Origin of the sequence: Sphingomonas sp., assembly GCF_965227385.1 — a bacterium.
Taxonomy (GTDB): domain Bacteria; phylum Pseudomonadota; class Alphaproteobacteria; order Sphingomonadales; family Sphingomonadaceae; genus Sphingomonas.
This window is the reverse complement of the sequence record NZ_OZ245750.1, coordinates 2229766-2251943: the sequence shown is the minus strand read 5'-3', so window position 1 is coordinate 2251943 and position 22178 is coordinate 2229766. Positions and strand designations below refer to the sequence as shown.

26 protein-coding genes are annotated in these 22178 nt (G+C 65.7%); 6 read left to right on the top strand and 20 right to left on the bottom strand.

From position 1 onward, the window contains the following. Window positions 1–104: 104 nt before the first annotated feature. The 7 genes from rpsJ to ACO05N_RS10875 all read right to left on the bottom strand — a co-directional run bounded on the left by rpsJ (window position 105) and on the right by ACO05N_RS10875 (window position 6158). A complete protein-coding gene (gene rpsJ, locus ACO05N_RS10905; RefSeq protein ID WP_066664400.1) occupies window positions 105–413 on the bottom strand; it encodes a 30S ribosomal protein S10 in 309 nt (102 codons plus the stop codon). 135 nt (window positions 414–548) lie between these two features. Continuing rightward, window positions 549–866, bottom strand: a complete 318-nt coding sequence (locus ACO05N_RS10900) for a hypothetical protein (protein ID WP_422057119.1) — start codon at window positions 864–866, stop codon at window positions 549–551. A 101-nt stretch (window positions 867–967) separates the two neighbouring features. Beyond that, on the bottom strand, window positions 968–2164 hold the full coding sequence (gene tuf / locus ACO05N_RS10895; protein WP_422057118.1) for an elongation factor Tu: 1197 nt from the start codon (window positions 2162–2164) through the stop codon (window positions 968–970). 90 nt (window positions 2165–2254) lie between these two features. Further along, complete coding sequence (fusA, locus tag ACO05N_RS10890) at window positions 2255–4348, bottom strand: elongation factor G (RefSeq protein ID WP_422057117.1); 2094 nt, start codon at window positions 4346–4348, stop codon at window positions 2255–2257. A gap of 94 nt (window positions 4349–4442) precedes the next feature. Continuing rightward, window positions 4443–4913 carry a 30S ribosomal protein S7 gene (rpsG, locus tag ACO05N_RS10885; protein ID WP_422057116.1) on the bottom strand — a complete coding sequence of 157 codons (471 nt, stop codon included), beginning with the start codon at window positions 4911–4913 and terminating at the stop codon, window positions 4443–4445. A gap of 59 nt (window positions 4914–4972) precedes the next feature. Further along, on the bottom strand, window positions 4973–5344 hold the full coding sequence (rpsL, locus tag ACO05N_RS10880; RefSeq protein WP_066664461.1) for a 30S ribosomal protein S12: 372 nt from the start codon (window positions 5342–5344) through the stop codon (window positions 4973–4975). Window positions 5345–5525: 181 nt separating this feature from the next. Beyond that, complete coding sequence (locus ACO05N_RS10875) at window positions 5526–6158, bottom strand: SAM-dependent methyltransferase (protein ID WP_422057115.1); 633 nt, start codon at window positions 6156–6158, stop codon at window positions 5526–5528. 96 nt (window positions 6159–6254) lie between these two features. On the opposite strand from ACO05N_RS10875, the gene ACO05N_RS10870 reads away from it, so the two are divergent. From ACO05N_RS10870 to ACO05N_RS10860, 3 genes are all read left to right on the top strand, one after another. Continuing rightward, the gene (locus ACO05N_RS10870; RefSeq protein WP_422057114.1) at window positions 6255–7490 is read left to right on the top strand and encodes a hypothetical protein; all 1236 of its coding nucleotides are present in this window, start codon (window positions 6255–6257) and stop codon (window positions 7488–7490) included. 2 nt (window positions 7491–7492) lie between these two features. Beyond that, window positions 7493–7972 carry a bactofilin family protein gene (locus tag ACO05N_RS10865; RefSeq protein ID WP_422057113.1) on the top strand — a complete coding sequence of 160 codons (480 nt, stop codon included), beginning with the start codon at window positions 7493–7495 and terminating at the stop codon, window positions 7970–7972. Between the two features lie 267 nt (window positions 7973–8239). After that, a complete protein-coding gene (locus ACO05N_RS10860) occupies window positions 8240–9058 on the top strand; it encodes a lectin ESA-2 (RefSeq protein WP_422057112.1) in 819 nt (272 codons plus the stop codon). A gap of 55 nt (window positions 9059–9113) precedes the next feature. Here ACO05N_RS10860 and ACO05N_RS10855 read toward each other — a convergent pair whose 3' ends face one another. The 5 genes from ACO05N_RS10855 to ACO05N_RS10835 form a co-directional block, all read right to left on the bottom strand. Next, complete coding sequence (locus tag ACO05N_RS10855) at window positions 9114–10388, bottom strand: amidohydrolase family protein (protein WP_422057111.1); 1275 nt, start codon at window positions 10386–10388, stop codon at window positions 9114–9116. A 71-nt stretch (window positions 10389–10459) separates the two neighbouring features. Beyond that, window positions 10460–11860 carry a dihydrolipoyl dehydrogenase gene (gene lpdA / locus ACO05N_RS10850; RefSeq protein WP_422057110.1) on the bottom strand — a complete coding sequence of 467 codons (1401 nt, stop codon included), beginning with the start codon at window positions 11858–11860 and terminating at the stop codon, window positions 10460–10462. Between the two features lie 50 nt (window positions 11861–11910). Then, on the bottom strand, window positions 11911–12294 hold the full coding sequence (locus ACO05N_RS10845) for an acyl-CoA thioesterase (protein WP_422057109.1): 384 nt from the start codon (window positions 12292–12294) through the stop codon (window positions 11911–11913). Next, complete coding sequence (locus ACO05N_RS10840) at window positions 12287–12508, bottom strand: hypothetical protein (RefSeq protein ID WP_422057108.1); 222 nt, start codon at window positions 12506–12508, stop codon at window positions 12287–12289. The genes ACO05N_RS10845 and ACO05N_RS10840 overlap by 8 nt, the downstream gene beginning before the upstream one ends. A 10-nt stretch (window positions 12509–12518) precedes the next feature. Continuing rightward, window positions 12519–13802, bottom strand: a complete 1284-nt coding sequence (locus ACO05N_RS10835) for a pyruvate dehydrogenase complex dihydrolipoamide acetyltransferase (RefSeq protein ID WP_422057107.1) — start codon at window positions 13800–13802, stop codon at window positions 12519–12521. Window positions 13803–13941: 139 nt separating this feature from the next. On the opposite strand from ACO05N_RS10835, the gene ACO05N_RS10830 reads away from it, so the two are divergent. Beyond that, a complete protein-coding gene (locus ACO05N_RS10830) occupies window positions 13942–14397 on the top strand; it encodes a universal stress protein (protein ID WP_422057106.1) in 456 nt (151 codons plus the stop codon). 6 nt (window positions 14398–14403) lie between these two features. Then, window positions 14404–15720, top strand: coding sequence for a M28 family peptidase (locus ACO05N_RS10825; protein ID WP_422057105.1), 1317 nt, complete (start codon window positions 14404–14406; stop codon window positions 15718–15720). A 97-nt stretch (window positions 15721–15817) separates the two neighbouring features. Here the strand turns inward: ACO05N_RS10825 and ACO05N_RS10820 are convergent, their stop codons facing one another. The 8 genes from ACO05N_RS10820 to ACO05N_RS10785 all read right to left on the bottom strand — a co-directional run bounded on the left by ACO05N_RS10820 (window position 15818) and on the right by ACO05N_RS10785 (window position 21149). Next, window positions 15818–16711, bottom strand: a complete 894-nt coding sequence (locus ACO05N_RS10820) for an RcnB family protein (RefSeq protein ID WP_422057104.1) — start codon at window positions 16709–16711, stop codon at window positions 15818–15820. 139 nt (window positions 16712–16850) lie between these two features. Next, entirely contained in the window at window positions 16851–17336 is a 486-nt protein-coding gene (locus ACO05N_RS10815; protein WP_422057103.1) for a GAF domain-containing protein, read from the bottom strand. Window positions 17337–17382: 46 nt separating this feature from the next. Then, window positions 17383–17814 (bottom strand): hypothetical protein, encoded by a 432-nt coding sequence (locus ACO05N_RS10810; protein WP_422057102.1) that lies wholly within the window; start codon window positions 17812–17814, stop codon window positions 17383–17385. A 42-nt stretch (window positions 17815–17856) separates the two neighbouring features. After that, the gene (arfB, locus tag ACO05N_RS10805) at window positions 17857–18261 is read right to left on the bottom strand and encodes an alternative ribosome rescue aminoacyl-tRNA hydrolase ArfB (protein WP_422057101.1); all 405 of its coding nucleotides are present in this window, start codon (window positions 18259–18261) and stop codon (window positions 17857–17859) included. Continuing rightward, a complete protein-coding gene (locus ACO05N_RS10800) occupies window positions 18251–18937 on the bottom strand; it encodes an RluA family pseudouridine synthase (RefSeq protein WP_422057100.1) in 687 nt (228 codons plus the stop codon). Before ACO05N_RS10800 ends, arfB begins: the two co-directional genes overlap by 11 nt. A 40-nt stretch (window positions 18938–18977) precedes the next feature. Beyond that, on the bottom strand, window positions 18978–19766 hold the full coding sequence (locus tag ACO05N_RS10795; protein ID WP_422057099.1) for a DODA-type extradiol aromatic ring-opening family dioxygenase: 789 nt from the start codon (window positions 19764–19766) through the stop codon (window positions 18978–18980). A gap of 1 nt (window position 19767) precedes the next feature. After that, complete coding sequence (gene wrbA, locus ACO05N_RS10790) at window positions 19768–20370, bottom strand: NAD(P)H:quinone oxidoreductase (protein ID WP_422057098.1); 603 nt, start codon at window positions 20368–20370, stop codon at window positions 19768–19770. Between the two features lie 80 nt (window positions 20371–20450). Further along, entirely contained in the window at window positions 20451–21149 is a 699-nt protein-coding gene (locus ACO05N_RS10785; protein WP_422057097.1) for a pirin family protein, read from the bottom strand. Window positions 21150–21263: 114 nt separating this feature from the next. On the opposite strand from ACO05N_RS10785, the gene ACO05N_RS10780 reads away from it, so the two are divergent. Continuing rightward, window positions 21264–22166: a LysR family transcriptional regulator gene (locus ACO05N_RS10780; RefSeq protein WP_422057096.1), complete on the top strand. Its 903-nt coding sequence runs from the start codon at window positions 21264–21266 to the stop codon at window positions 22164–22166. Window positions 22167–22178 lie beyond the last annotated feature (12 nt).

The following is a 22178-nucleotide window of genomic DNA, read 5'->3' as shown; positions in this document are numbered from 1 at the left end:
TCGTTTAGAGCTTTCGCTCCGGGCAGCTCATCGGATCGGGATCGATCCGGCCAGCCCTGCGCGACTCCAGTGGAATCGCGAATCTCGTTGGGAGAGCGCGGCCTTTAGGCCAGCTTGATCTCCACGTCAACGCCAGCGGCGAGGTCGAGCTTCATCAGCGCGTCGACGGTCTGGGCGGTGGGCTGAACGATGTCGAGCAGACGCTTGTAGGTGCGCGTCTCGAACTGCTCACGCGACTTCTTGTCGATGTGCGGGCCACGGTTGACCGTGAACTTGTCGATGTGGGTCGGGAGCGGGATCGGGCCACGGATCATGGCGCCAGTGCGGCGCGCGGTGTCGGCGATATCGCTTGCGGCCTGATCGAGCACGCGGTGGTCGAACGCCTTCAGGCGGATGCGGATATTGTTGTCCATGTCCCTACCAATGCGAAAGAGCGGGGCGCGTGAAACACGCCTCTTGCTGGTTCATACGCTAAAACGAAGGCGGGCCACTACAGCGGAAGCAGGGAGTTGGCAAGGGGGTGGACCCGGATTTTTCGCCGTCTGTCGCTATTCAACAATGGTCATATCCGGATGGCGACCTACGAACGAGATGATGGCGGCGATGGTAGCTGGGTCATCGCAGAAATCTCGGCCCAGCCACCCCATCGTCTCGATGACACCAGTCTCTAGAATCCCAAGCCATTCCTCGCCTTCCAGCCCCTCTAGGTCATCAAATACCCAACGAAACAGTTCGCGACGATCCATCCACGGAATCGCAGTCACACCATCCAAATGCTCCGCCCATGGCGTCGATGTGATGATTGCCTGGATAACCGCCCGAGTCCGCGCCTCGACATGTTCACGCCTGGCTTTGATCATCCCCATCAGCACCTCGTCTAAGCGATCATACGCCGCTCAACCGACAAAAAGCCCGGCCTCCCCTGGGGGAAGCCGGGCTCTTCATTCTCAGCCCTTGCGGGCGTCGATTACTTGTCGATGCCGCTGACGACGCCTGCACCGACGGTGCGGCCGCCTTCGCGGATCGTGAAGCGCTGGCCGACGTCCATTGCGATCGGCGCGATCAGCTTCACGCCCAGAGCGACTTCGTCGCCCGGCATGACCATCTCGGTGCCGGCCGGCAGCTCGATGGTGCCGGTGACGTCGGTGGTGCGGAAGTAGAACTGCGGACGATAGTTCGCGAAGAACGGCGTGTGACGGCCACCCTCGTCCTTCGACAGGACGTACACCGACGACTGGAAGTCGGTGTGCGGGGTGATCGAACCCGGCTTGGCCAGAACCTGGCCGCGCTCGACTTCGTCACGTGCAACGCCGCGGATCAGCGCGCCGATGTTGTCACCGGCCTGGCCCTGGTCGAGCAGCTTGCGGAACATTTCGACGCCGGTCACGGTGGTCTTGCGGACGGTCGGCTGGATGCCGACGATCTCGACTTCCTCGCCAACCTTCACAACGCCGGTCTCGACGCGGCCGGTCACCACGGTGCCGCGGCCCGAGATCGAGAACACGTCTTCGATCGGCATCATGAACGGCTTGTCCAGCGGACGCTCCGGCTGCGGGATCGACTCGTCGACAGCGGCCATGAGCGCGAGGATCGCGTCCTTGCCCAGCTTGTCGTCCGAACCCGACAGGGCGCAGGTCGCCGAACCACGGATGATCGGAATGTTGTCGCCGTCGAACTCGCGCTTGCTGAGCTCTTCACGGATTTCCATTTCGACCAGCTCGAGGATTTCCTCGTCGTCGACCAGGTCGACCTTGTTGAGGAAGACGACCATGGTCGGAACGCCGACCTGCTTGGCGAGCAGGATGTGCTCCTTGGTCTGCGGCATCGGGCCGTCGGTAGCCGACACGACCAGGATCGCGCCGTCCATCTGCGCCGCGCCGGTGATCATGTTCTTCACATAGTCGGCGTGGCCGGGGCAGTCGACGTGCGCATAGTGGCGCGTATCGGTCTCATACTCGACGTGCGCGGTCGAGATGGTGATGCCGCGCTCACGCTCTTCCGGAGCCTTGTCGATGTTGGCGAAGTCGACCGCGGCGTTGCCCGCGACGTTCTCTGCCAGAACCTTGGTGATCGCGGCGGTCAGCGAGGTCTTGCCGTGATCGACGTGACCGATGGTGCCGATGTTGAGGTGCGGTTTGGTCCGCTCAAATTTTGCCTTCGCCATTATTTCCTACCTTCTGAGTCAATTTCCCGGACCGCCATGGGACTCACGAGAACGCGGCCCCATAGCGATCAATTTCGTCCAACGCCAGCCTTACGCCAGCTTAGCCTTCACTTCCTCGGCCACGTTCGGCGGCACTTCGTCGTAATGCGAGAACTGCATGCTGTACTGCGCGCGTCCCTGCGTGAACGAGCGGAGCTGGTTCACGTAACCGAACATGTTGGCCAGCGGGACCATAGCATCGACGGTCTGCGCATTGCCGCGGCTGTCGGTGCCCTGGATCTGGCCACGACGGCTGTTGATGTCGCCGATGACGTCGCCAAGATAGTCCTCGGGGGTCACGACCTCAACCTTCATGATCGGCTCGAGCAGCGTGATGCCCGACTTCTGCGCCGCTTCGCGCATCGCGGCGCGGGCACAGATTTCGAACGCCAGCGCCGACGAGTCGACGTCGTGATACGCGCCGTCATACAGCAGCACTTCGAAGTCGATGATCGGGAAGCCGACCAGCGAACCGGTCATCGCCGTTTCGCGGAAGCCCTTTTCGATCGCCGGGATATATTCCTTTGGAATGTTACCGCCCTTGATCTCGTCCTTGAAGACGAAGCCCGAACCGCGCTCACCCGGGGTCAGCTTGACCTTAACGCGGCCGAACTGGCCGGTACCGCCCGACTGCTTCTTGTGGGTGTAGTCGATGTCGACCGGCTTCTTGAGGTATTCGCGATACGCCACCTGCGGCGCGCCGACATTCGCCTCGACCTTGAACTCGCGCTTCATGCGGTCGACCAAGATCTCGAGATGGAGCTCGCCCATGCCCTTGATGATGGTCTGGCCCGACTCATGGTCGGTCGAAACGCGGAACGAGGGATCCTCGGCAGCCAGGCGGTTGAGCGCGAGGCCCATCTTTTCCTGGTCGGCCTTGGTCTTCGGCTCCACCGACAGCTCGATCACGGGCTCGGGGAATTCCATCCGCTCGAGAATGATCGGGTTGGCCGCGTCGCACAGCGTGTCGCCGGTCGTCGTTTCCTTCAGACCCGCGATCGCGACGATGTCGCCTGCACGCGCCTCGTCGATGTCCTCACGCGAGTTCGCGTGCATGAGGAGCATACGGCCGATCTTTTCCTTCTTGTCCTTCACCGAGTTCAGGTAGCTGCCCTTGGACAGGGTGCCCGAATAGATGCGGGTGAAGGTCAGCGAGCCGACGAACGGATCGTTCATGATCTTGAACGCCAGGCCCGAGAACGGCGCATTGTCGTCCGCCGGTCGCGAATCCGGGGTCTCGCCGTCGAGCTTCACGCCCTGAACGTCCGGAATGTCGAGCGGCGACGGGAGGTAGTCGACCACTGCGTCGAGCAGCGGCTGAACACCCTTGTTCTTGAACGCCGAGCCGCACAGGATCGGCACGAACGCCATTTCGAGCGTGCCCTTGCGGATCAGCTTCTTGAGCGTCGCGACGTCGGGCTCGTTGCCCTCCAGATAGGCTTCCATCGCCTCGTCGTCCTGCTCGACCGCCATTTCGATCAGCTCGCTGCGATACTTGGCGGCCTTTTCCTTAAGGTCATCCGGGATGTCCTGATATTCGAACTTGGCGCCCAGCGACTCTTCGAGCCAGACGATCGCGCGGTTGTTGACCAGGTCGACCAGACCCTTGAAGCCACCTTCCATGCCGATCGGCAGGTACAGGACGGCCGGACGCGCGCCCAGGCGCTCCACGATGGTGTCGACGCAGAAATAGAAATCGGCGCCGGTGCGGTCGAGCTTGTTGACGAAGCACATCCGCGGAACCTTGTACTTGTCCGCCTGACGCCACACGGTTTCCGACTGCGGCTCAACGCCGGCAACGCCGTCGAAGCACGCGACCGCGCCGTCGAGCACGCGCAGCGAACGCTCGACTTCAATCGTGAAGTCGACGTGGCCAGGGGTGTCGATGATGTTGATCAGATGCTCGGGGCCCGCGCCGTCCTCGGCCTTCCACTTGCAGGTGGTCGCAGCCGACGTGATCGTGATCCCGCGCTCCTGCTCCTGCTCCATCCAGTCCATCGTCGCCGTGCCTTCATGCACTTCGCCGATCTTGTAGGACTTGCCGGTGTAATAGAGGATGCGCTCAGTCGTCGTCGTCTTGCCGGCGTCGATGTGCGCCATGATGCCGATATTGCGATAGCGATCGAGCGGATGGCTGCGGGCCATGATCGTGGTTCCTTAAGGGTATGGGGAGCCGCCAGAAGCGACTCCCCGGGATATAGGCAAGAATGTTACCGGTAAAAGACCGGCAACGCCGTCTTTACCAGCGGTAGTGGCTGAACGCGCGGTTCGCTTCGGCCATGCGGTGCGTATCTTCGCGCTTCTTCACCGCGTTGCCGCGATTGTTCGAGGCATCCAGCAGCTCGCCCGACAGACGCGCCGACATGGTGTTCTCGCTGCGGTTACGCGCCGAGCTGATCAGCCAGCGGATCGCCAGCGCCTGAGCGCGCTCGGGGCGCACCTCGACCGGGACCTGATAGGTCGCACCGCCGACGCGGCGGCTGCGCACTTCGATGCCCGGCTTGATGTTGTTCAGCGCTTCGTGGAAAACGCCCAGCGGGTCCTTCTTTGCGCGCTGCTCGACAACCTGAAGCGCCGAATAGACGATGCCTTCGGCGACGGCCTTCTTGCCGTCCAGCATCACGCTGTTCATGAACTTCGACAGAACCTGATCCCCGTACACGGGATCGGGCAGGATTTCCCGCTTTTCGGGACGACGACGACGTGCCATCTTGAATTTCCTTCTAAAACTTCAGCCGGTTCCGGAACCTGTCCGGGGCTTACTCTGGCTTACTTCGGACGCTTCGCGCCGTACTTCGAACGGCTCTGCTTGCGATCCTTGACACCCTGGGTGTCGAGCACGCCGCGCAGCACGTGATAGCGGACGCCGGGAAGGTCGCGAACGCGGCCGCCACGGATCAGCACCACCGAGTGCTCCTGCAGGTTATGCCCCTCGCCGGGGATGTACGAGATGACCTCGCGGCTGTTGGTCAGACGGACCTTGGCCACCTTGCGAAGCGCCGAGTTCGGCTTCTTCGGGGTCGTGGTATAGACACGGGTGCAAACGCCACGCTTCTGCGGGTTCTGCTCCATCGCAGGGACCTTCGACTTGGTCTTCTGCAAAACGCGGCCCTTGCGGACCAGCTGGTTGATCGTCGGCATGAAGCCCTTCACCTTCCAATGGTTACTTTGCTGGAGCCGTGTGACCGGAAAATACGAAAGGACCCTGGCGGCCTTAGCGCGGCCTCCGGGCCCTGGCGTCTCCAACAACGTTCAGCTCAATAAAGCTCGCGGGACGGAATCCCTGCGAGCGCGCGGCCTATATACGCGTGCCCCCGACCGGTCAACGGGGTGTTTGGATGGTCGCCGTCGGTCGTTCGGGGATACGCCACATATATACGGTCGCGCCCCCGACTTGCCGTTTCGCCTCCGGCGTCCAGTCGCCCATGTCGAATGCGTGGCTGACGACGCGGGTGCCCGGCTTCAGCTGCGCGAACAGCTGGGGACGCAGGCGCAGATTGACTTCGGGCAGCAGATACATGGTGACCACATCGGCCGAGCTCAGGTCGGTCTTGAACAGGTCCGCCGCCTCGAATCGCACCTTGTCGTCGACCCCCGCCTTGCGCGCCGCCGCGCGGGCCTTGCGGATCAGCACGGGATCGAGATCCACGCCCAACCCCTGCGCGCCACGCTCCTTTGCAGCCGCGATCAGGATGCGCCCGTCGCCGGTGCCGAGGTCGATGACGGTATCACCCGCCTTCACCTCCCCCATCTCCAGCATCAACGCGACCACGTCGCGCCGGGTACTCTTGTACGGGACGTCGAGCTTGGGGCCACCAAAGATGGTGGTGGCGGAACAGCTCACCATCGTCGGCAGCATGCACCGCGCGCCCAGCGCGATCAGCCCTAGCGCGACCACGGCCAGGATCAGCGCAAGCAGGCGAAGGCGGGCGGCGGAGGACAGCGAACGCAGCATCGGTGCGCGGTGTGTGCAACGACGACAGCGGCTTGTCCACCGCCTGCCGCGGCACGTTTAACCCGATCTTCAGCGCCTCGCCCTATCCGCGATGCCATGTCGTCCGCCGCCGTCCGTCCGGGTTTCCCCGCTCCCTCGCCCCTGCTGGTCGCGCTCGTCGCAGCGGTGCAGGCCTGGGCGCTGTGGCCGCTCTTCACCCCGGACATGACCGCCTATCTCATCCCCTGGCTGGAGACGATCCGCGCCGACGGCATCGCCGACGCCTTTGCGCGTCCCTTCTCGAACTACATGCCGAGCTACCTCTATCTGCTCGCGCTCATCAGCCCGCTGGCCAACTGGCTTGATCCGATGAGCGTGATCAAACTGCTCTCGGTCGCCGGGACCGTCGCGCTGGCTCTCGCGATGCACCGCCTGCTTGGCGCGCTTGGCGTGGCACAGCGGGCGCATTGGGCGACCCTGGTCGTCGCACTCCCCTCGGTCGCGTTCAACGCGCTGCTGATGGGCCAGTGCGACGCGATCTATGTCGCCGCCTGCCTGATGGCAGTCGCCATGGCGGTCGAGCGGCGGCATGTGGCGATGTTCGCCTGGTGCGGAGTCGCGGTCGCGTTCAAGGCGCAGGCAGTGCTGGTCGCGCCTTTCTTTCTCGCCCTGGCGATCCAGCGACGGGTGCCGTTGGTCGAGTGGCTCGCCGCTCCGGCCGCGCTGCTCGCGCTGATGGCCCCTGCCCTCCTCGCTGGCTGGCCGCCCGCCGACCTCGCCACGATCTATTTCCGGCAGGCGGGCACGTTCAGCAACGACATAGCGCGCAACGCGCCAAACATCTGGTCGCTCGCCGGCATGATCGCGCCCGACTTTGCCCCCCGCCTGTTCGGCCTCGCGCTCGCCGCCGCGCTTGGCGCAAGCGCGTGGTTCGTCGCCAAGATGCAGATCGTCCGCTTCGATGCCGCCGGGCTAGTCGGCATGGCCGCGCTCGCCGCATTGCTCACCGCAGGGCTGCTGCCGCGCATGCATGAGCGCTATTTCCTGCTCGCCGACATGCTGATTCTGGCGTTCGCGATCGCGCGCGGTACCCGTTCCGCCTTCGCTCTCGCCGCGTTGGTCCAGATCGGATCGTTCGCCGCGATCACCGGCTATCTCGGGCTTGGCGCACCGATGGTCGCGCTGGGTGCCGCCTGCATGATCGCGGCAACCTGGATCGCCGCGAGGCCGCTGGCAGTTCCGAATGCAAATGATAATCCCCCAACGGGACGAAATCCGGGACCAGCCGTGCTGCGAGGCGGGTTTCGCTATGATATTGAACAGCGACTCAGATTCCGGGGAAGTGGGGAGTAGCAATGTTCAACAGCAATCGTTCGCGTGATGACCGTCCATCGATGCCGCCCGCACCGCCGGCGCCGAGCAACGGTACGTCGAAGCGCGGCATGTTTTCGGTGATCGGACCGGACATCGTCATCACCGGCAGCATCCGCGCGACCAGCGAACTGCATATCGAGGGGCGGGTCGAGGGCGATGTCGATTGCGGCACGCTCGCGCAGGGCGCCGACAGCCAGATTTTCGGCAGCGTCACCGCCGAAAGCGCGCGCCTCGCCGGTGCGATCGAAGGTACGGTCCGCGCCAAGCTGCTCACCGTCGAGCGCACCGCGCGCATCACCGGCGATGTCGAATATGAGAACATCACGATCGAAAATGGCGGCCATATCGATGGGCGGCTCAAGCATATGAGCGCCATCACAGCTGCGCCGGTTCGCGCCGAACCGCTACAGCCGGGCATTGCCGCGCCGGTTACGGTCGCGTCGGTCATGGGATCGAACTGACCCAAACGTTTCGGCGCGGGCATGCGTCCGCGCCCGGAGTTTCGGGGCGCGTTCCTTGCGGGACGCGCCCTTGTTGCATGCGAACGCGATTCGCTGCGGCAGCTGCATCCGTAATGGCGCTCACTCTCCAGCGCGCAACCCTGCGCTGCGCTAAGCTCGATCATCGCCGAATCCGGCGATCGGTCCCAGCGTATCGGCCACAACTTTGCCCCGATCCGGCCGCCCTGGCGCGCGCCCGTGTCGGGCGGATGTTCAGGAGAGAGCAGCGTGACGATCTATGCGATTCAGAACCAATGGGGCGGCGACAGCGCGCCCTGGCACGATGGCGGTTTGCTCAGCATCGGGAACCGCGCCGGGCAGAACCCGATCGCGCTGGCGATCAGCTCGGGCGATGGGGGGCGCAGCTTCACCGGGTCGATGACCTATGAAGGCGAAGGCCCGATCGGCGTCCGCGCGACGCTGGTCACCACCAATTGCTATCAGGTCGAAAACCAGTGGGGCGGCGATAGCGCGCCGTGGCACGACGCCGGACTGTTCCTGCTCGGCGCGCGCAATGGCCAGAATGCCGTCGCGTTTGACCTCGGCTCAACCGATGGCGGGCAGACGCTGACCGGCTCGATGACCTATGCCGGAGAAGGCCCGATCGGGGTCACGGGTGCGATGTCGGACGGCACCGCGTTCGACACGACCAACCAATGGGGCAACAGCGCTCCATGGCATCAGGGCGGGCTGTGGATCCTCGGCTGCCGCCCGGACCAGCCGGTGGCCGCAATCGACGTGACCAGTCCCGACAATGGCAAGACCCTGATCGGAACGATGACCTATTCGGGCGAAGGACCGATCGGCTTCCGCGGCACGCAGACGATGGCGAACACCTATAGCGTGCTCAACCAATGGGGCGGCGACAGCGCACCCTGGCATCCGGGCGGCACCTGGGTGATCGGTTGCCGCGACACGCAGGGCGTCGTCGCGGTCAATGTCACCGGCACCGGTGCGGCGCTGGAGGGCAGCATGACCTATTCGGGCGAAGGGCCGATTGGCCTCAACCTGATTCCTGCCACCGCCGACGCGCTCGCTCCCGCCTGAGCGCGTCGCCGCCGGGTCCGCGAATACTCCCGCCGCGGACCCGGCATTTCACCGGTCATTCGGCGACGCGCGCGCCACCCTTGATCACATCGGTAACGCGGGTCAGCACGGACACGTCCTTCAGCGGATCGCCTTCGACCGCGATCAGGTCGCCATAGCGACCCGCCTCGATCGCCCCGACATCCTTGGTCCGCCCCAGTGCTTCGGCGGCGTTGAGCGTCGCGGCGCGGATTGCCTCGATCGGGGTCATTCCGTAATCGACCATGATCTTGAACTGCCCGGCGGCAGTGCCGTGCGGCATCACCCCGGCGTCGCTGCCGAACACCATCCTGACGCCCGCCGCATGCGCCTTGCGGAAATTGTCGCGCTGGATCTGCGCGATCTCGCGATCCTTGCGCAGATTATCCTCGAGCACGCCGTTCTTCTTGCCCTCGGCCTGGGTATATTCGGTGTTGTAGATATCCATCGAGAACCACACCGGCTGCTTGCGCGCCGCGGCCAGCCGGATCCCCTCGTCATCGACCAGGCTGGCGTGTTCGATCGTGTCAATGCCGGCACGGATCGCCGCCTTGATCCCCGCCGCGCCATGCGCGTGCGCCGCGACCTTCAGCCCCCATTGATGGGCCTCGTCCGCGATCGCGCGCATCTCGTCCTCCGACAGCTGCTGCTGCCCCGGCTCGGTGTTCCGCGAAAAGACGCCGCCCGTCGCGCAGATCTTGATGACCTCGGCGCCATATTTGCGCTGCTCGCGCACGATCCGGCGCAGCTCCTGCGCCCCGTCGCCGACCGCGACGCCCTTCGACTTGAATGACGGCGGCAGATAGGTGCTGTCGCAATGCCCGCCCGTCGCACCCAGCGAATGCGCCCCCGGCACGATCCGCGGTCCGGCGATCAGCCCTTCCTCGATCGCCTGCTTGTACCCGACATCGGCATAATTCTCGGACCCGACATTGCGGATCGTGGTGAAGCCAGCCCTGAGCATCGCGCGCGCATTCGCCGTCCCCTGGATCGCCCAGAAGCTGTCGGTGAACTGAAGGCCGGTATAGCCGCCATAGAGCGGGTTGCTGTCGAGATGGACGTGCATGTCGATCAGCCCGGGCAGCACCGTCTTGCCGCTCAGGTTGATATGCCGCACGTCGCTGCCCCAGCGCACGGTGCGCGCGTCGGCGATGCTGGTGATGCGGCCATCGGTGATGAAGATCGCCGGATGCTCGACCACCTTGCCGCTGACGACGTCGATCATCCGGTCGGCGGTAACGACCACCGTTTCCGCCGCCGCCGGACTGGCCAAAGCCAGCGCCAGCGCCGCGCCGATCATGCCCAATTTCATGCGATGCTCCTTTGCCCCGTTGGCGACACGCTCGCCGGGAACGGGGCAAAGGTCAATCGCCCGGCATGTACTCAGACGTGGATTACCCGCCCGTACGCCGCCAGCACGCTTTCATGCATCGACTCGCTGATCGTCGGGTGTGGGAAGACGGTTTCCATCAGCTCCGCCTCGGTCGTCTCCAGCGTCTTGCCGATCGTATAACCCTGAATCATCTCGGTCACTTCCGCGCCGATCATGTGCGCGCCGAGCAGCTCGCCGGTCTTGGCGTCGAACACCGTCTTCACGAACCCGTCCGGCTCGCCCAGCGCGATCGCCTTGCCGTTGCCGATGAAGGGGAAGTTGCCGACCTTGACCTCATAGCCGGCTTCCTTGGCCTTGGCTTCGGTCAGGCCGACGCTCGCGATCTGCGGGTGGCAATAGGTGCAGCCCGGGATGTTGCGCGGGTCCATCGCGTGCGGATGCTTGCCCGCAATCGCCTCTGCAGCGATCACGCCCTCATGGCTGGCCTTGTGCGCCAGCCAGGGCGGCGCCGTGATGTCGCCGATCGCCCACAGCCCATCGACATTGGTGCGGCACGCGCCGTCGGTCTTCAGGAAACCACGATCGTCGACCTCGACGCCCAGTTCCTTGAGGCCGATGTCCGCCGTGTTGGGTACGATGCCGATCGCGACGATGACATGGCTGAAGTCGCCATCGACCGCCTTGCCGTCCTTGCCGGTGATGGTCGCCTTCACGCCGCTCTTGTCGGCTGCAATCTTGTCGATCTTGGCGCTGGTCATGATGGTCATGCCCTGCTTCTTGAGCGCCTTCTCCAGATGCGCGGAGATGTCCTTGTCCTCGACCGGCACGATGCGGTCGAGCATTTCGACCACCGTCACGTCCGCGCCCATGTCATTGTAGAAGCTGGCGAACTCGATCCCGATCGCGCCCGATCCGATGACCAGCAGCTTCTTGGGCATTTCCTTGGGCGTCATCGCGTGGCGATAGGTCCACACCCGCTCGCCGTCGGCGGGCAGGTTGGGCAGATCGCGGGCGCGCGCGCCGGTGGCGAGGATGATGTTCTTCGCCGTCAGCTCGGTCACCTTGCCGTCCGCTGCGGTGACGCTGAGCTTGCCCTTACCCGTCAGCTTGCCGGTGCCCATGTGCACCGCGATTTTGTTCTTCTTCATCAGGTGCGTGACGCCCTGATTGAGCTGCTTGGCCACCCCGCGCGAGCGCTTGACCACGGCGTCGAGGTCAGCGCTGATCTTCTCCGCCGCCAGACCATAGTCCTTGGCATGCTGCATGAAGTGGAAGATCTCGGCCGAGCGCAGCAGCGCCTTGGTCGGGATGCACCCCCAGTTGAGGCAGATGCCGCCGAGCAGCTCGCGCTCGACGATCGCGATCTTGAGACCGAGCTGGCTCGCGCGGATCGCGGCGACATAGCCGCCAGGTCCGGAGCCGAGCACGATCACGTCATAGGATTCAGCCATGGTTTTGCCCCTGGGGAAGAGAGGGTTGAAAGGAAATGGGACCGCGCGGACTAACCGTCCACCGGCCGCGGTTTGCGATCTTCGCCGATCGCGACAAAAGTGAAGTTAGCCTGTGTGACCAGCTCGCGCTCTTCGCCGTGGCGACAGCGGCGCCAGGCTTCGACCTCGATCAGCATCGAGCTGCGCCCGATCTTCACGATCTGCGCATAAACCGACACCTCGTCACCGATGGCCACCGGCGCGTGGAACTGCATCGAGTCCATCGCGACCGTGACCGCGCGGCCCTTCGCGCGGCGCGCGGCGACAAGGCCGGCGGCAAGGTCCATCTGTCCCACCAGCCAGCCGCCGAAGATATCGCCATAGGCATTGGCGTCGGCGGGCATGGTGCTGACGCGGATCGCGGGTTCGATCGCGGGAGGAACGCGGTCAGGCATCGCCACCGCCATCCCCGCCCTGCGGGTTGCGCTGCAACCACATCGCGCGCCGCATCGGCCCGACGCCCATCACGACGATGCACAGGATCGCAATGCCCGTGACCAGCCACACATCTGCCCGCGCGAGCGGATAGGCCCAGCTCGCCAGCGCCCCGATCAGCAGCGCGACCGCGATCCCCGCGGCGATGTGCAATGCTTCGATCAGGACACGCATGGCGGCGGACTCAGGCCAGCAGGCCCATCGGCGATTCGACCAGCGCCTTGAACACCTTCATCAGCTCGGCGCCATCGGCCCCGTCCACCGCGCGGTGATCGAAGCTGCCGGTCGCGGACATGACGGTGGCGACGCCCAGCGCGTCGTCGACGATGTACGGACGCTTCTCGCCCGCGCCGACCGCCAGGATCATCGCCTGAGGCGGGTTGATCACTGCGTCGAACTGCTTGATCCCGAACATGCCCATGTTCGAGATGCTGGCGGTGCCGCCCTGATATTCGTGCGGCTGGAGCTTGCCCTCCTTCGCACGGTCGGCCAGCGCCTTCATCTGGGTCGAGATCGACGCCAGGCCGATATTCGCCGCGTCGCGGATGATTGGGGTGATCAGGCCGGTCGGCGTCGACACCGCGACCGAGATGTCGGCGCGGCTATACTTGACCAGCTGGTCGCCCGCGAAAGTCACGTTGCACTTGGGAACCTGGGTCAGCGCAACGGCCAGCGCCTTGATCAGCATATCGTTGACCGACAGCTTCACGCCGCGCGCTTCCAGGCTCTTGTTGAGCTGGCCGCGCAGCTTGAGCAGCGCGTCGAGCTGGATGTCGACGGTCAGATAGATGTGCGGGATCGTCTGCTTCGCCTCGGTCAGGCGGCGCGCGATCGTCTTGCGGATGTTGCTGAGCTTCTCGACCTCGTGCGGGATGCTCTCGTCATACCAGACCAACGCCGGGGCAGCAGCCGGAGCCGATGCAGCAGTTGCCGCGGGTGCCTCGGCGGCCTTGGGCGCGGGTGCAGCGCCGGGCTTGGCGTCGGCGACATCGGCCTTGACGATGCGGCCGTTGGGGCCGGAACCACGCACACCCGACAGGTCGACACCCTTTTCGGCGGCAATGCGGCGCGCCAGCGGGCTCGCCTTGATGCGATCGCCATCGGCCTTGGGGGCCGCAGCCGGAGCGGGTGCAGGCGCAGCAACGGGCGCCGGAGCAGCCTCGGCCTTGGGCGCTTCCGCCTTGGGGGACTCAGCCTTCGGCGCGGATACCGAACCGGCGTCCTCACCCTCGCCCGCCAGCACGGCGATCACGGTGCCGACCTTCACGCCGTCGGTGCCCTCGGCCACGACGATCTTGGCGATCACGCCTTCATCGACCGCTTCGAACTCCATCGTCGCCTTGTCGGTTTCAATCTCGGCCATCAGGTCGCCGGCCTTGACCGTGTCGCCTTCCTTGACCAGCCATTTGGCGAGCGTGCCCTCCTCCATCGTCGGGGACAAAGCGGGCATCTTGATTTCGATCGACATGGGTGGGGAGGATCCTGTCGTGGGGTGGTGGGTGTGTCGCGCCCTCCTTGCGCGATGCACGGCGCGGGTCAACCCCGCCCCTTGCGCTTCCCGCCCTGACGCGTCACCACCTGTCACCAACGGAGGGGGAACTGGTTTCATGCGTACCTATCTGGTCGTGATCGACGAAAGCCCCGAGGCACAGATCGCGCTGCGCTTCGCCGCGCGCCGCGCGGTCAAGACCGGCGGCGGGGTCGAGATTCTGGCGCTGATTCCCAGGCCCGACTTCGTCCAGTGGGGCGGCGTGATGGCGACGATCGAGGAAGAGGGGCGACAGCGCGCGGAAGCTTTGGTCGCCGGTGCGGCGGGCACGCTGATCCAGGAATCGGGGCTCAAGCCCAGCATCACCGTGGTCGAAGGCGATGGGCCCAAGATCATTCGCGAGCGGATCGAGGCCAATCCCGACATTGCCGCGCTCGTCCTCGGCGCAGCGGTCGGCGGCAAGCCCGGCCCGATCGTCACCCACTTCACCAGCGGCGACATGGCGGTTCTGCCGGTGCCGCTGATGATCATCCCGGGAAGCCTCGACCGCGAGGCGATCGACCGGTTAAGCTGAGGCCCTATGCGAACACTGATCCTCCCCGCGCTGCTGATCGCAGCCCCCGCCGCCGCCCAGCAGAGGCCCGTCGACGCACCGAGCCCCGAGCGGCTCAAGGCCGATGTGGAAAAGCTGGTCAGCTTCGGCACGCGCCACACCCTCTCCTCCCCCGACGATCCCGTGCGCGGCATCGGCGCGGCGCGGAAATGGGGCGCGGAGGAGCTCGACCGGATCGGCGCGGCGTGCGGCGATTGCATCAAGGTCGCGCGGATCGGCCGCACCTTCACCGGCCCGCGCGCGCCGAACGGGGTCGAGGTCGTCAACGTCCTCGGCTTTCAGCAGGGCGAAGACCCCAAACGCGTGGTGATCGTCCAGGGTCATATCGATTCGCGCGTCAGCGACGTGATGGACTCCACCAGCGACGCCCCCGGCGCGAATGACGACGCCTCCGGCACCGCGCTGGTGATCGAGGCGGCCCGTATCCTGTCCAAGTCGAAGCACAAGGCGACGATCGTCTACGCGCTGCTGTCGGGCGAGGAACAGGGTCTGTGGGGCGGTACGTTGCTCGCCGAGACCGCGAAGGAGCGCGGCTGGGAGGTGATCGCGGTCCTCAACAACGACATCGTCGGCAATACCGTCGGCCAGAACGGCGTCCGCATCGCCGATCGCGTGCGCGTCTTTTCCGAAGGCATCCGCGCGTCGGAAGACCTGCCCGGCCAGATCGGTCGTCGCGGCGATGGTGGCGAAGATGACGGCCCCAGCCGCGCACTCGCCAAGGCGATCGACAAGGTAGCCGACGGGATGCGCGAGTCGGACAAGGACGCGCTTGACGTGTTCGTCGTCCGCCGCCCCGATCGTTTCGGGCGCGGCGGCGATCACGAGCCGTTCCTGCGCCTCGGCTACCCCGCCGTTCGCTTCTCGGTCGCGGCGGAGAATTACGACCAGCAGCATCAGGACCTGCGCACCGAAAGCGGCCGCGTCTATGGCGACACGGTCGACAAGATGGACTTCCCCTATCTGGCGAAGGTCACCGCGCTCAACATCGCGACGATCCGCCGCCTCGCCAACGCGCCATCAGCGCCATCCGGGGTCGTCCTAGACGGCGCAGTGAGCGCGGATACCAAGGTACGCTGGAACGCCGTGCCCGGTGCGCGCGGCTACAAGGTATATTGGCGCCGCAACGACACCCAGAACTGGTCAGAGGTGCGCGGCGTCGCCGGGCGAACCGAGACGGTGCTGAAGGACGTGGTGGTCGACGATCACTTCATCGGTGTGTCGGCGGTCGCCTCGGACGGTAGCGAAAGCATCGTTACGTTCGGGACAAGGCCGCCGCGGAACTGACCCAACATCCGTTTGCCCTGAGCCTGTCGAAGGGCCGCAAGCGAAACATCTGTTTGGGATCGCCCTTCGACAAGCTCAAGGCAAACGAAGGTTGTCCTTACCGACAGCAATCCTTGGTCGACCGTCGCACCGTCTTGCTCGGATAGCGCCGCACGGTCTTCACCGGTGTGCGGTAGGTGCGGACCTCCTCGACCTCCTCGATCACCTCTTCGGTCACGGTAGTCGTCGTGGTCGCGCCCGACTGGATGACGATCGTCGTCACCGTCGGCCCGGCCATGTAATAGCCGCTGCCGCCATAATAGCCGCGCGCGTAGCCGCCGCCCTGCGCGCCGCATGGGCTGGCGCAGGACGGCGGAGCATACCCCCCCGGGTATGGCTGTGCGGGGATCGATCGCTGCACGGGGCGCTCATCCTCGTAACCGTCATCCTCGTAGTCCGGAGCCGCGTAGCCTGCGCCATAGCCGCCGCCACCGCCGCCGCCAGCCGCTGCTGCCGACGCGTAGCCGCCGCCGGCATAGGCCGTGGCAGCTCCACCGCCCCCGCCGCCGCCATTCCAGTCAACTCCGCTGACCGAATCCCACACCCGGCCATCGCGATCGGCGAGCACGGCATCGTCATAGTAACGCAGCCAGCCATAGCCATGTGGCGGGCGGTTCAGGCCCCAGCTCGACCAGTCGTCGATCCAGAAGCCACCACCGACCCAATAGCTTGGCAGCGTCCAGCCGCGCACCGGCCGGCGATAGGCGCTCCACCCGCCTGGCGCGCGCGACCCGGCATGCCAGCGCCCGCCGACCATCGGGCCCCAGCGACCACCGCGCTGGGTTGCGCGGGGCGGATCGATCCGCGTTGCGGGAACTGACCGCTCGGGATAACGCACCGGCGCGCGGTCGCGCTGGACCCACTGCCCATCGCGCCACACCCGCTGCGCCTGTGCAGGGGTCGCAACCGCAATGGCGGCAATCGACAAGGTCGTCAGGGTCAGGACACGCATCGGCACACTCGCTGTTCTGGCGAGGCGCAGCCATTCAAGCAGGGAAGAAGGACCGCGCCTCTTTACAGCGTTTTAACACTGAAGGCGCGCCGATCCCACCGCGCACCATGGTTAAGAAAGTCCCAATGCGGGGCAGCGCTCAGCCCGCGACTCTCGGGGCGAGCAGCGCCATCAACGCCTCGCACCCCGCCGCATCCTCGGCATCGAAGCGACCGGTAACCGGGCTGTCGAGGTCGAGCACGCCAATCAGTTCGCCGTCATGCACGATCGGTACGACCAGCTCGGCATTGCTCGCCGCGTCGCACGCGATGTGGCCGGGAAAGGCGTGGACGTCCTCGACCAGCTGCGTCTCACGCGTTGCCGCCGCCGCGCCGCACACGCCCCGGCCGAACGGGATGCGGATACACGCCGCCTTCCCCTGAAACGGTCCGAGCACCAGCTCGCCACCGACATTGCGGTAAAAGCCCGCCCAGTTGAGGTCGGGCAGATACTGGCCGATCAGCGACGCGGCATTCGCCATGTTGGCGATCGCGTCAGGCTCCCCCGCCGTCAGCGCGTCGAGCGCGGCGGAAAGATCGCGATAGAGTTCGGCCTTGGATCCGGCCGCGATGTCGAAGCTGTACATAGGCCGCAGTTGGCGTGCGCCGCGTCGCGATGCAAGGGCAGAGACCTCAAGGGCAACGTGCCCGCGGCATGCCATCCACCGTCAGGCTGCTTCCGTCGCCCGACAGGGCCAAGGTCCGCGTCGCTTCCCAGGTCTCACCTTCGCCGGTGTAACGTGCGGTCACGCTGATCGACTGGTCGGTGCTGCTGACCGCCGTAACGGCGGCACTGCTTTCATAGAAGCGCAGCTCGCGGGGCGCGATCGTCAACCGGGTTACGTCGCCCTCTTTGCCGCAATCTGCCGCGTTCGCGCTCCACTTGCCGTGATAGGCCGCAGGGATCGTGCCTGCGGCGGTCTGGGCCGGGGCGGACGCGACCGGATCGGGCCGGCCCATCGGCTCCATCGCCTGCGCATTATTCTGGGTGACATCCTCGAGCACCGGCTCCTGCGAGCAGGCGGCGACAAGGGCGAGCGGAAGGATCAGGGGCAATCGGATCATCGCGCGGCAACGCATTGGTCGAAAAATCGTTGCGCCAAAGCATCAATCGATCTGCACCTTGCCTCGTCCTGCCTTGACTGCCGACCGGCCCTTCTTTTCATCGACCCGCCGCGCCTTCGCCGCTCTGCTCGGCTTGGTCTTGACCCGCCGCGCCTGCTGCTCATGCGCCTTATCGATCAGCTCGATCACCCGCGCCCGCGCATCGGCGCGGTTGGCGTCCTGGGTCCGGAACTTGCGCGCCGTCACCACCAGCTCGCCGCCGGACGTCATCCGGCTGCCTGCCAATTCCTTGAGCCGGGCATAGGCATAGGGCGGCAGGCCCAGCGCAAATACGTTGACGCGCAGCTGAACTGCGGTCGCCACCTTGTTGACATTCTGCCCGCCCGGCCCCGACGCGGCGAGGAACTTTTCCTCGACGATCGCCGCCTCGGGCAGTTCAGCCGGCATCGTCGCCCAGATCGTCCTGGGGCTGCCCGCCCGCAAAGCCGAACGCGCGGAACGTGTCGGGGGTCGGTGCCTCGGCATGGATGTCGGGCTTGCCGGGGCGCGGCACGGTCAGCTGCGCGGCGTGGAGCATCATCTTGCGCCCGTTCGCCACACCATAAACCGGGTCGCCGGTGATCGGAAAGCCCAGCCCCTCGGCCGCATGAACGCGGATCTGATGCGTGCGCCCGGTTTCGGGATAGAAGGCGATGAAGGCACGCCCGTCCTTCTGCGCCAACATCCGCCAGCGCGTCCGCGCCGCCTTGCCGTTCGGGCTGCCGGTCATGCGCCAGCCCCGCTCGGCGCTGGAAATCTTGACCAAAGGCAGATCGATCATGCCTGACGGCGCATCGGGAATCCCGTCGATCACCGCCAGGTAGCGCTTGGTCACCTGCCCAGCCTCGAACGCCTGCTGGAACCGCGCATGCGCCTTGGGATTGCGCGCGAGCAACAGGCACCCGCTGGTGTCGCGATCGAGCCGATGCACTGGCGTCGGCCAGCGCTTGAAGCCAAAGGTCAGATTGGCGAGATGGTTTTCGAGGCTGATCGACCCGTCGCGCGGCGGATCGACCGGAAGCCCGGCGGGCTTGTCGATGATGATCGCCTCGCCATCGATGAAAAGAACGTGATCCTGGATCATGACCGCGCCTTGCCACCGCAACGCGCATGACGCCAGCCCTCTAGCCGAAGCGATAGGCGTCCATCGCCAGCACGCCATAGGTGTAACTATGGTGCAGCCGCTGCGCTGGCCCGCCCCCTGCCCCCATCGCGGTGAACAGCGGCAGGATATGGTCCACCGTCGGATGGTTCGCCCGACCGTGCGGGCTACGCTCGACCGCGTGGAGCACCGCCTCGGTGTCCCCGGCGTCGAACCGCTCCTTCACCCACTGCGCAAACCCCGACACCCAATCGGGTACCGGCGCATCATGGTTGCGCCCCTCGACAAAGATCGCACGCAGATTGTGCGTGAGGCTGCCCGAGCCGATGATCAGCACGTTGCGGTCGCGCAGCGGGGCGATCGCCTGGCCGACACGGTAATGCCATTGCGGCGGATGCGCACTGCTGATCGACAGCTGGACCACCGGAATATCGGCATCGGGCCAGCCCAGCATCAACGGCACCCAGGCGCCGTGATCGAGCCCGCGCGTGGAGTCGAGAACCACGGGATGCCCGGCTTGCGCCACCAACTGTGCCACCGCTTCAGCCAGCGCGGGATCGCCCTTGGCAGGGTAACGCAGGTCGAACAGTTTCTGCGGAAAGCCGCCGAAATCATGGATCGTGGGCAGGTCGGTTCCCGAGGTCACCACCGCCTCTGCCATGTCGTGATGAGCGGAGATCATCAGGATCGCGTCGGGCCGCGCCACATGCGACGCCAGCCCGGCGAGGAAATCCCGCGCCGGGCTGGGTTCGAACAGGATCATCGGCGAACCGTGCGACACGAACAATGCGGGCTGCACGGCGCGCGTCATGTCAGACAATCAGCTTGGTCGCGACCTCGGCAATGCGACGGCCCTGATAGCGCGCGCCGGCCAGGTCGATGTCGCTCGGCATGCGGCTCCCATCGCCGCCCGCAACGGTCGTAGCACCATAGGGTGCGCCGCCCAGGACTTCGTCGATCTTGCCCTGGTCGGCATGACCATAGTCGAGGCCGACAATCGTCAGACCGAAGTGCAGCAGATTGGTGATGATGCTGAACAGCGTCGTCTCGTTGCCGCCATGCTGGGTCGCGGAGGAGGTGAACGCACCGCCGACCTTGCCGTGCAGCGCACCCTGATACCACACACCGCCGGCGGTATCCCAGAACGACGCCATCTGGCTCGCCATGCGCCCGAAGCGGGTCGGCGAACCGACGATGATCGCGTCATAGTCCTTGAGCGCGTCGGGGCCGTCGATCAGCGGATGCGCGCTGTCGGCCTTGAAGCCGGCGGCCTTGACCACCGCCTCAGGCGCGGTCTCCGGCACGCGGCGAATGTCCACGGTCGCACCGGCCGAGCGTGCGCCCTCGGCAACCGCTTCGGCCATCGCTTCAATATGGCCATAGGACGAGTAATAAAGCACCAGGACCTTGGTCACGGCATGTCTCCTTGACTGAACTGAAAGGGGTGGAGCGGCCCGCCTTGGGAGGGGGGGCTGCGGACCGCTCCGGGGGGTCGTTATTCCGAGTCCACCAGGACGATCTCTGCGTCCTCGATGGCGGTGATGGTCACCGTTTGGCCACCGCTCAGCGCGGCGCCGTCGCGGGCATCGAAGGGCTTGCCGTCGATCTCGATCCTGCCCACCGCAGGGACCAGATAGGCATGCCGCCCCTGCCCCACGCTGTGCGTCACGCTTTCGCCGGCCTTGATCGTCGCGCCCAGCACCCGGGCATCGGCGCGGATCGGCAGCGCGTCGCTATCCTCGGCAAAGCCGCTGGCGAGCGTCACGAACTTGCCCGAGCGTTCGCCCTTGGGAAAAGGCTTGGCGCCCCAGCTCGGCGCGCCGCCGCCAGCGCGCGGCATGATCCAGATCTGGAACAGCGTCGTCGTCTCGGAGTCAAGGTTATACTCGGCGTGCCGCACTCCGGTGCCCGCGCTCATCACCTGGACGTCGCCGGCGCCGGTCTTGCCGGTATTGCCCATCGAGTCCTGATGCGTGATCGCGCCGGTGCGGACATAGGTGATGATCTCCATGTCCTTGTGCGGATGCGGCGGAAAGCCGCTGTTCGGGGCAATCTCATCGTCGTTCCAGACGCGGATCGCGCCCCATCCCATGCGGGCCGGGTCATAATAATTGGCGAAGCTGAAATGATGGCGTGCGTTGAGCCACCCGTGATCGGCATGGCCCAGGCTGTCGAACGAGCGTTTCTCGATCATCGGAACCTCCTTGCTTGAGCTCCAAGATAGTTCGGAGGTTCGGCGCGTAAATGGAAACGTTTGAAACGGATCGTTTCAGGTTTATACGGATATCTTCAACAGGGGACTTCGACCATGCGCCTTCCCGATTTCGAAGCCTGGGCAATCTTCGCGTGCGTGGTGGAGCACCGCTCGTTCAGCGGCGCTGCCAGCGCAATCGGCGTGAGCAAAGCGACCGTCTCCAAGGCGATTGCGCGATTGGAGGCACAGCTTGGCACCGCCCTGTTCCACCGCACCTCGCGCCGCCTCACCCTGACCGACAGCGGGACGGCGCTGGCCGAGCGCGCCGGGCGCATCCTCGCCGAAGCGCAGGCGGCGGAAGAGGCCGCGATCGATTCGGCCAAGGCGCCGTCGGGCCTGGTCCGCATCGCGGCGCCGATCACCTTCGGCATCCGTTTCGTCGCCGAAGCCATCGGCGACCTGATTGTCGAACATCCCGGCATCCAGATCGACTTGCGCCTCTCCGATGCCCGCGTCGACATCGTCGCGGACGGGTTCGACATTGCCTTGCGGATCGCCGATCTCCCGGACAGTTCGCTGCGGGCACGTCGGCTGGCGCCGATCAAGGCGCGCGTGGTCGCTGCCCCGTCCTATCTTGAGCGGCACGGCACCCCGCACCATCCCGCCGAGCTCGCCCACCATGCCTGTTTCATCTACGCCAATGCGATCGGCGCCTGGCAGTTCCGCAAGGCGGATGGTGAGGAAGCAGCGGTGCGCCCGGCCGGTCCACTGATCACAGACAATGGCGACGCGATGATGCCGGCCCTGCTCGCGGGCCTTGGCATTGCCCGCCTGCCCGACTTCATCATCGACCGCGAACTGGCAGACGGGCGGCTGGTCGAGATTCTCGCCGACTGGTCCCCGCCCAATGTCGCGCTGCACCTCCTCACCCCGCCCAGCACGCTGCGCCCGGCGCGGGTCGAGCTGGTGATCGAGTTCCTGTCGCAGCGTTTCCGCAACCTCTGCACGCGCGTGTGAACGCAAAGGGCC

Coding starts and splice junctions, on each gene's coding strand:
- ACO05N_RS10875 (WP_422057115.1), bottom strand. CDS start 6,158: ATGCTGCGTTCGCTGTCCTCCGCCGCCCGCCTTCGCCTGCTTGCGCTG.
- ACO05N_RS10900 (WP_422057119.1), bottom strand. CDS start 866: ATGGGGATGATCAAAGCCAGGCGTGAACATGTCGAGGCGCGGACTCGG.
- ACO05N_RS10825 (WP_422057105.1), top strand. CDS start 14,404: ATGCGAACACTGATCCTCCCCGCGCTGCTGATCGCAGCCCCCGCCGCC.
- ACO05N_RS10800 (WP_422057100.1), bottom strand. CDS start 18,937: ATGATCCAGGATCACGTTCTTTTCATCGATGGCGAGGCGATCATCATC.
- ACO05N_RS10780 (WP_422057096.1), top strand. CDS start 21,264: ATGCGCCTTCCCGATTTCGAAGCCTGGGCAATCTTCGCGTGCGTGGTG.
- rpsG (WP_422057116.1), bottom strand. CDS start 4,913: ATGGCACGTCGTCGTCGTCCCGAAAAGCGGGAAATCCTGCCCGATCCC.
- ACO05N_RS10810 (WP_422057102.1), bottom strand. CDS start 17,814: ATGATCCGATTGCCCCTGATCCTTCCGCTCGCCCTTGTCGCCGCCTGC.
- fusA (WP_422057117.1), bottom strand. CDS start 4,348: ATGGCCCGCAGCCATCCGCTCGATCGCTATCGCAATATCGGCATCATG.
- ACO05N_RS10870 (WP_422057114.1), top strand. CDS start 6,255: ATGTCGTCCGCCGCCGTCCGTCCGGGTTTCCCCGCTCCCTCGCCCCTG.
- ACO05N_RS10840 (WP_422057108.1), bottom strand. CDS start 12,508: ATGCGTGTCCTGATCGAAGCATTGCACATCGCCGCGGGGATCGCGGTC.
- ACO05N_RS10865 (WP_422057113.1), top strand. CDS start 7,493: ATGTTCAACAGCAATCGTTCGCGTGATGACCGTCCATCGATGCCGCCC.
- rpsL (WP_066664461.1), bottom strand. CDS start 5,344: ATGCCGACGATCAACCAGCTGGTCCGCAAGGGCCGCGTTTTGCAGAAG.
- ACO05N_RS10855 (WP_422057111.1), bottom strand. CDS start 10,388: ATGAAATTGGGCATGATCGGCGCGGCGCTGGCGCTGGCTTTGGCCAGT.
- ACO05N_RS10845 (WP_422057109.1), bottom strand. CDS start 12,294: ATGCCTGACCGCGTTCCTCCCGCGATCGAACCCGCGATCCGCGTCAGC.
- lpdA (WP_422057110.1), bottom strand. CDS start 11,860: ATGGCTGAATCCTATGACGTGATCGTGCTCGGCTCCGGACCTGGCGGC.
- ACO05N_RS10785 (WP_422057097.1), bottom strand. CDS start 21,149: ATGATCGAGAAACGCTCGTTCGACAGCCTGGGCCATGCCGATCACGGG.
- ACO05N_RS10820 (WP_422057104.1), bottom strand. CDS start 16,711: ATGCGTGTCCTGACCCTGACGACCTTGTCGATTGCCGCCATTGCGGTT.
- ACO05N_RS10835 (WP_422057107.1), bottom strand. CDS start 13,802: ATGTCGATCGAAATCAAGATGCCCGCTTTGTCCCCGACGATGGAGGAG.
- tuf (WP_422057118.1), bottom strand. CDS start 2,164: ATGGCGAAGGCAAAATTTGAGCGGACCAAACCGCACCTCAACATCGGC.
- ACO05N_RS10815 (WP_422057103.1), bottom strand. CDS start 17,336: ATGTACAGCTTCGACATCGCGGCCGGATCCAAGGCCGAACTCTATCGC.
- rpsJ (WP_066664400.1), bottom strand. CDS start 413: ATGGACAACAATATCCGCATCCGCCTGAAGGCGTTCGACCACCGCGTG.
- ACO05N_RS10830 (WP_422057106.1), top strand. CDS start 13,942: ATGCGTACCTATCTGGTCGTGATCGACGAAAGCCCCGAGGCACAGATC.
- arfB (WP_422057101.1), bottom strand. CDS start 18,261: ATGCCGGCTGAACTGCCCGAGGCGGCGATCGTCGAGGAAAAGTTCCTC.
- ACO05N_RS10795 (WP_422057099.1), bottom strand. CDS start 19,766: ATGACGCGCGCCGTGCAGCCCGCATTGTTCGTGTCGCACGGTTCGCCG.